This is a genomic window from Citrobacter sp. wls826, assembly GCF_005281245.1.
Classification (GTDB): Bacteria; Pseudomonadota; Gammaproteobacteria; order Enterobacterales; family Enterobacteriaceae; genus Citrobacter; species Citrobacter braakii.
In genome coordinates this window covers 127,586-135,085 of record NZ_SZWS01000053.1, presented here as the reverse complement: position 1 = coordinate 135,085, position 7,500 = coordinate 127,586, and the positions used below count along the sequence as shown (strand labels likewise).

7 protein-coding genes (1 of these 7 running past the window's edge) are annotated in these 7,500 nt (G+C 53.7%); 3 read left to right on the top strand and 4 right to left on the bottom strand.

Translation table 11 applies throughout. From position 1 onward, the window contains the following. From eptB to FDW87_RS13090, 3 genes are all read right to left on the bottom strand, one after another. Positions 1-872, bottom strand: partial view of a kdo(2)-lipid A phosphoethanolamine 7''-transferase gene (gene eptB / locus FDW87_RS13100; RefSeq protein ID WP_016157716.1) — the 5' portion only. Its footprint begins 823 nt before the window's first position; only the first 872 of its 1,695 coding nucleotides appear in the window; its start codon is at positions 870-872; the stop codon falls past the left edge of the window. Positions 873-1,082: 210 nt separating this feature from the next. Beyond that, entirely contained in the window at positions 1,083-2,285 is a 1,203-nt protein-coding gene (locus tag FDW87_RS13095; RefSeq protein WP_016154906.1) for an MFS transporter, read from the bottom strand. Between the two features lie 251 nt (positions 2,286-2,536). Further along, positions 2,537-3,238 carry an autotransporter outer membrane beta-barrel domain-containing protein gene (locus FDW87_RS13090; protein WP_016154907.1) on the bottom strand — a complete coding sequence of 234 codons (702 nt, stop codon included), beginning with the start codon at positions 3,236-3,238 and terminating at the stop codon, positions 2,537-2,539. A 159-nt stretch (positions 3,239-3,397) separates the two neighbouring features. Between FDW87_RS13090 and tag the strand changes: the two genes are divergently transcribed. Together tag and FDW87_RS13080 are read left to right on the top strand one after the other, a co-directional pair. Continuing rightward, positions 3,398-3,967 carry a DNA-3-methyladenine glycosylase I gene (tag, locus tag FDW87_RS13085; RefSeq protein WP_047358205.1) on the top strand — a complete coding sequence of 190 codons (570 nt, stop codon included), beginning with the start codon at positions 3,398-3,400 and terminating at the stop codon, positions 3,965-3,967. Then, positions 3,957-4,397 carry an N-acetyltransferase gene (locus FDW87_RS13080; RefSeq protein WP_016157718.1) on the top strand — a complete coding sequence of 147 codons (441 nt, stop codon included), beginning with the start codon at positions 3,957-3,959 and terminating at the stop codon, positions 4,395-4,397. The genes tag and FDW87_RS13080 overlap by 11 nt, the downstream gene beginning before the upstream one ends. Here the strand turns inward: FDW87_RS13080 and FDW87_RS13075 are convergent. Next, entirely contained in the window at positions 4,366-6,699 is a 2,334-nt protein-coding gene (locus tag FDW87_RS13075) for a molybdopterin guanine dinucleotide-containing S/N-oxide reductase (RefSeq protein WP_137379824.1), read from the bottom strand. The genes FDW87_RS13080 and FDW87_RS13075 overlap by 32 nt on opposite strands. 159 nt (positions 6,700-6,858) lie before the next feature. Between FDW87_RS13075 and FDW87_RS13070 the strand changes: the two genes are divergently transcribed. Continuing rightward, the coding region (locus FDW87_RS13070; RefSeq protein WP_137379849.1) for an OmpA family lipoprotein at positions 6,859-7,500 on the top strand (642 nt) is incomplete at its 3' end.

The following is a 7,500-nucleotide window of genomic DNA, read 5'->3' as shown; positions in this document are numbered from 1 at the left end:
TCACAGGAATATCCACGGAACGCGGCCAGGTTTTTCTCCTGGGCGAGCCTTGGCGTGGTATTTCGCTCATAGCCAAAAATCCCCATATGGTCCCAGCGGGTGGTTTCGCCGATAATAAAGACCACATAGGTGTCGTCGAGATTCTTAGGCTCAACATAGGTAAATTTCTTCGCCGGGTTCATCAGCGATTTGTTGTCTGAGGATTCATCCACCTGTGCCCAGGCGTACAAACCCAGCGCAGAGAGCCAGTTTGACGGCAAGTAAGAGTTCGCCACAACCCCGCCATAGCTGGGTAAATCGATACCTGTTTCTCGCTCTACGCTTCTCTGTTGCATGCTCAGCAGGCGAATCGGCGCCCATACCATCAGGCCGGCCAGTAAAACTACCGCTACGCTACGCCACCTCATGCCCGGCGTACGAATTTGTCTCATCAACGTGTAGCGGCAGCGGTTACTCCAAATCAGCACCAAGGGAATAATACTGACCGAAACCAGCCACACGATGAAATGCCAGCCGACGACTTCTTTCGATAAATCAATATCCGTGGTCATTACGGAGGCGATAATACCGTAACCAATTACCACGTTCAGGAAGGTCATATAATAACTGGCGCCGGCAGAACACAGCACCAAACAGGTTGCCAGGACACGCCAGGCGCGGCGGCCAAACAAAGAGAGAAGTCGTAGTAAAAAGAAAGTCACCAGCACAGTGCCGGCCAATTCAACAACCGCGGAGAGTCCTTTCCAGACGGTAAAATCGTGCGCATATCCGCTAAAACGACGGAAAAATACAGCACAGTTCATAAACAAACCGATATAGATTGCCAGCAAGAAACTGAGTTTCTGCTGCGTCATCGACTTAATGTATCTCATGCAAACAAACCCTGGAAATCGGGATAAAAAACCCTGAGCAGCGATCAATCAGACCTGACAGAGGAAAAATGCGACAACAGCAGAGGTGAATTGTCTACGGGCGCGGGTAAGTAGACCACAGGAGGGAGCAAAAGTGCTTATAGAGAATGAAAATGGCGCATAAATTTTTGTAAATATATGCGCCAGGTATTAATCATACTACTAATAGATTTAGGCGTGCGCCTCGGTATAGACGCTACGTTGTGGCTGACGAATAGTGGTAGAAAGCGCCAGCGAAATGATTAACAGCGCAAAGATGACGCAGAAGGTCACATAGAACCCGCCAAACAGCGAGGCGATAATGGAACCGCAAATGCTACCGATACCGAAGCCCAGGTAAATAACACCGTAGTTTTTAGCCAGGTTATTCAGACCGAAGAACTCGCTGACCAGTGACGGGAATACGGTGATGGTGCCGCCAAAGTTAAATGCGACACAGGCAATGGCCATAAAGAAGGTTACGTCATTCAGCGGCGCGAACAACAGTGCAGCCATACCGACCAGCGAAACGACCTGACCAATGGTGATCACGCGAATACGGGAGATTTTATCGGACAGAATCCCCAGCACCAGACGACCCGACAGGTTCGCGATAGAAATGACGGTAACCGCATTCGCCGCCGTCGCCACATCCATATGCGCCAGGCTTTGTGCGATATCTTTCGCCACGCCAATGACGTACAGACCGCTCATACACGCTGTCAGGAACATGACTGCCAGCATCCAGTACTGCGGTTTGCGCATGGACTGCGCCAGGGTGTAGTCGTTCTCAACTACGCCATTCTTCGCTTTCACTTCCTGATTCGGCGCATCTTTCATCAGCGTAGAGCCAAAGACGATCATCACCAGTACGATCGCGCCCCAAATCATGAAGGTTTTTTCCAGGCCCACGGTGCTCAGCAGTTGGCTGTCGATAAATTTAAAACCGAGGCTGCCAAGGCCATAAGAACCGATGGCAAAGGCGGAAATCAGCCCTTTACGCTCAGGGAACCATTTTACGCAGTTGGAAAGCGTTAACAGGTAACCTGCACCATCCGCCAGACCAACCAGCACACCGGCGCTCAGCCACAGCATAATCAGGCTGTTGGAATGGGCGGTTAAGAAGAAACCGACGCCGAGTAAAATACCGGAGGCCATGGTGACGCGTTTCACGCCAAAACGTTCCTGCAGCTTGCCGGCAACGGAAGAGGAAATCGCCAGCCCGAGGCTCAGCAAGCCAAAAGAAAATGCCACCTGACTGACCGGCGCATCGAGCTTAGAAGAGAGCGCGCCATTAAACAGGCTCCAGGTATAAACAGAACCTAAAGCAAATTGGGTAATAATCGTGCCGATCAGTGTTAGCCAGCGAGTGCGCTGATAATCAGAAGTTTTCATGGCAGTCTTCCTGCATAAGCAAAATGGGAAATTCTCTGCCAACAACCATACCGAAGCGCTTTTATGGCCAGGAGAAAACGGCATGAAATGCCACCAGGACGGAATGAAATGCCTGGAATGCGGAATGAATGACGAGACAAAAAGTCGGGTTACTGAATTTTATCGTAAGAGTTAGTACACGCTATCGCTGAGGGGCGTGTGATTGTTGATCTCAATATGTAACAGAGATGTTTATATGATGATTGTTTGCGTTAAAATTTGGCACTCACTCCCATGGTGTACATATAGTCGCTGTTATTGGTGCTATTTTCCGCCTGCGAAAGCGCCGCGTAAGCCGCCATGTGCCGGTTCAACAGCATATCTGCGCCAACGGTAACATCCAGCCAGTTACCGTCTTGACCCGCCGCCGTCATGCGACTGAGGCCCGACTGCGCTTTCCAGATATTCTCGCCAAACTGCTGGTTATAGCTGATTTGCGCCCACGGTCGCACATCACCGAACTGAGAATTGACTCGCCAGCCTAACGTGCTGACGCTGGCATGCCACAGCGGATCGTTCTGCGTTACCGACGTCACGCTATCGCCAAATTCGTTGTAAGTAGACGTGGTCGAACCGTCATAATGCAGCGCGGCCACCGGACCAGTCATCACCTGCCTTGAAAGCGGAAAGTTCCAGCCCATACTCATGCCGCTGGTCGCATCCATAGGCGTTTCATCCGCCAGATTCACCACGGGACCCGCCACGTTTTGAGTGGAGCGAATACGTTCTTCCAGAATGTCGTTATAACGTGGTTGGTGATCGCTGTCCCATGTATAACGTTCAGCCGTATGCCCTGACATCGCATCAACGATATATTCTTGTTGCCAGCCATATGCTGTATTGATGAACAGCGCACAAACTACGACGCTCGCCAGAGTTAACCTTTGGCGACCACTACTGTTTCTTATAATCATCAACGCGACTCCAGAAAAGAGCCGAATTCGGCGATATTATTGTCATTGTGTGAAGGATATCGGGCCCATCAGGCCCTGTATTAAATATTGTCTTTTTAGCTGGCGCGTCAAGGCGGGCCGAATGAAATTTTTACGCCAGTAAAAACAGCGAGGAAGAATATGCAGCGTTGCGGATGGGTCAGCCAGGACCCACTTTACATTGCCTACCACGACAAGGAATGGGGCGTCCCCGAAACAGATGGCAACAAGCTGTTCGAAATGATCTGTCTGGAAGGCCAACAGGCCGGTTTATCGTGGATCACTGTGCTTAAGAAACGGGAAAATTATCGCCACGCCTTCCACCATTTTGACCCGGAAAAAGTGGCGGCCATGACCGAAGAGGATGTGGAAAGACTGGTACTGGATGCCGGCATTATTCGCCATAGAGGAAAAATTCAGGCCATTATCGGCAACGCTCGCGCCTTTCTGACCATGGCGCAAAACGGAGAATCGTTTAGCGAGTTCGTCTGGTCGTTTGTTGATAACCAACCGCAACTGACCCGCGCCGCCAACCTGAGCGATATCCCCACCTCTACACCGGCGTCAGATGCTCTGTCTAAAGCGTTAAAAAAACGCGGATTTAAGTTTGTCGGCACCACCATCTGTTACTCCTTTATGCAGGCATGCGGCTTGGTCAATGACCATGTCACCAGCTGTATCTGTTACCCGGGAGAACAACATGATTCGTGAATCAAAGGCTGACGATCTACCGTCGATTCTGGCGCTGTGGATGGAAAGCACGATCCATGCCCATCCGTTTATCGAAGAACGCTACTGGCGCGAAAGTGAATCCATCGTGCGGGATGTTTATCTGCCAGCCGCACAAACCTGGGTATGGGAAGAAGAAGGGGTGCTCAAAGGCTTTGCCAGCGTCATTGACGACCGCTTTCTCGGCGCGCTGTTCGTCGCGCCTGCCGCCATCAGAAGCGGGATCGGCAAAGCGCTGGTGCAGCATGTGCAGCAGCGCTTTTCGTTACTCAGCCTCGAGGTCTACCAGAAGAATCAATCAGCGGTGAACTTCTACCATGCGCTGGGTTTTCGCATTGAAGATGGCGCATGGCAGGAAGAGACTCACCATCCCACGTGGATTATGGGCTGGCAGGCGGATCAAACGCCGTAAGCGCCAACGTTGGTCCGCTGTATTTTTCGAGCCACGCCAGCGCAGTGTTGCCCGCACAGCCATTCCCCAGCTTCGAGCTGGGGAGATCTTTGGTCAGCACGTTGACGGCGCCATTTTTACAAATACCGTTGGCGGCGAGATCCAAATCAGGCCAGGCGCCCTCATGAATACAGATGACACCGGGTTTAATTCCCGTCGTCACGACCGCTCCCGCCAGAACGTGCCCACGCTGGTTCCACACCCTGACCGTGTCGCCATCCGCAATACCGCGCGCTTTGGCATCCTGCGGATGAATCGTGACGGGCTCACGATCCGCTACCGCATACTGTTCGCGCAACGCGCTGTAATTTAGCTGACTGTGCAAACGGTGCGCCGGATGGGCGGAAAGCAGCTGTAACTGGCCCGGCTCGGCGTTACCGAACCACTCATCCGGCTCCAGCCACATCGGATGCCCCGCACAGTCCGCGTAACCGTAACTGGCAATCCTCGCGGAGTAGATTTCAATTTTACCGCTGTCCGTTTTCAGCGGATGCGCCTGTGGGTTGCGGCGAAAATCCGCGAAACGGATAAACTGCGCGCTGGCGGCGTTTTCTGGCATTTCGATCAGCGCATTCCGCTGCCAAAACTCGGTGAATGGCGGCAACGTCACCTGCTGGCTAGCCCCACGCTGCCCGGCAATGTTGTAAAAAGTCTCCAGCCATTCCAGCTCGCTTTTGCCTTCGGTAAATCGCTCATATCCGCCCTTCTCCCAGCGTTCACTCAGCTCGGCAAAGACATCAAAATCATTTCGCGCTTCATCCTGCGGCGATACAACCTGCTTCATCGGCACCAGATGCTGGTTGCTGTAATCGCCGGTCATGGTCAAATCATTACGCTCAAAAGACGTCGTCGCCGGCAGCACGATATCGGCATGCTTCGCTGCGGCTGTCCAGAAACACTCTGAGATAACCACCAGCTCCGGTTTTTGCCAGGCGCGAATCAGACGGTTGGTGTCCTGATGATGGGTGAAGTTAGCGCCGCCCGCCCACCACAGCATACGGATGTCCGGGAAATGGCGGTCCATACCGTTGTGCTGATAAAAACCACCCGGGTTCTCCAGCGCTTCAACAATTCGCGCCACCGGGATTTTATCCACCGCGTCGGTGCCGTTTTTAACGCTGCCCTGCATTGAAGCCAGCACCGCAGCGCGGCGCGTTGGGTTGCCGCCGTTGGCAAAATGGTACGACAGCCCAAAGCCGCCGCCAGGCGTCCCGATTTGCCCGAGCATGGCAGCCAGCGTGACAATCATCCAGTGTTTCTGCTCGCCATACTGCTGGCGTTGCATACCCCACCCCGCCATCAGCATGGTGGTGTTTTGGTGAAATATCGCCGCAAGTTCACGTATTTTCGCCGCCGGAACACCACAAATTTCAGCGGCCCATTCTGCCGTTTTTGCAACATCGTCAGATTTGCCCAGCAGATAGTCGGCAAAACGGTCATATCCGGTCGTACACCGAGCGAGAAAGTCCGCGTCGTGCCAGCCGTTTTCCACCAGCGTATGCGCGATACCCAGCATCAGCGCCACGTCGGTCCCCATATGCGGAGCGATCCATTCCATCTTCTCGCCAAAGAAATCGACGCTTTCCGATCGCATCGGATCGATACAGATCAACCGCTTCCCGCTGCCACGCAGTGCCTCAAAGTAAGCGAGGCCCTGCTCGTCGGAGGCGTTCCAGGCAATTTTCAGGGTATTCAGCGGATTGGCGCTCCATAACACCACCACTTCGCTGTTCTCCAGCACCACCGGCCAACTGGTCTGCTGCTGGTAAACTTCGTTACCGCCCACCACGTACGGCATGATGGCCTGCGCAGCACCCGTCGAGTAATCCCCCAGATGCCCGGTATAACCACCCGCCAGCGCCATATAACGCTGTAGCAGGGTCGCTGCTTTGTGTAACACGCCGTTGGAACGCCAGCCGTAGGAACCGGCAAAAATCGAGGCCGGGCCGTAGCTGTCACGGATGCGTTTATGCTGCGTATGGATAAGATTCAGCGCGTCGTCCCAACTGACACGAACAAATTCATCCTGCCCGCGCACCCCCTGCGGATCCTCCGGCGAGGCGAGAAAGCCTTTACGCACCATGGGAAAACGTACCCGCGTTTTACTGTGTACCTGGTCGCGCACCACGGTTTGCAAAGAGTTGGGATGGGCGGTGGGCAGCACGCCGCGAGAGGAGAAAACCGTCTCGCCATCGGTTTCGACGAGAATAGGTCCCCAGTGGGCGGCGGTTAACACCGAGTAATGTGCGGGTGAATTAGCCAAGATGGCGCTCCTGAATGCGATGTGACGGCTTATTTATTATGCCGTTCAATGTTACTTACAAATTTCAGAGTCTTCCCTGGAATTTTCTTCATGTTCACACGTCATAATCAACCGCCACGGTCGCTGTGGCAAAGAAGAAAAAGTCATTAAGGAATTAAGATGAAGAAACGTGTTTTTGTTATTGCTGCCATCGTGAGCGGCGCCCTGGCGGTTTCTGGCTGCACAACAAACCCTTACACCGGAGAACGCGAAGCGGGTAAATCCGGCATTGGCGCGGGTATTGGCTCTCTGGTCGGCGCGGGTATTGGCGCACTCTCTTCTTCGAAGAAAGATCGCGGCAAAGGCGCGCTGATTGGTGCGGCGGCTGGCGCGGCCGTTGGCGGCGGTGTCGGCTATTACATGGACGTGCAGGAAGCAAAACTGCGCGACAAAATGCAGGGAACGGGCGTCAGCGTGACGCGCAGTGGCGATAACATCATCCTGAATATGCCAAATAACGTCACCTTCGACAGCAACAGCAGCAACCTGAAACCTGCGGGTGCCAACACCCTGACCGGCGTGGCAATGGTACTGAAAGAGTACAATAAAACCGCCGTCAACGTGCTCGGCTTCACCGACAGCACCGGCAGTCAGGATCTGAATATGCGCCTGTCGCAGCAGCGCGCGGACTCCGTGGCCAGCGCCTTAATCACTCAAGGCGTCGCCGCTAACCGTATCCGTACTCAGGGTATGGGCCCGGCAAATCCGATCGCCAGCAACAGCACGGCGGAAGGTAAAGCGCAAAACCGCCGCGTAGAGATC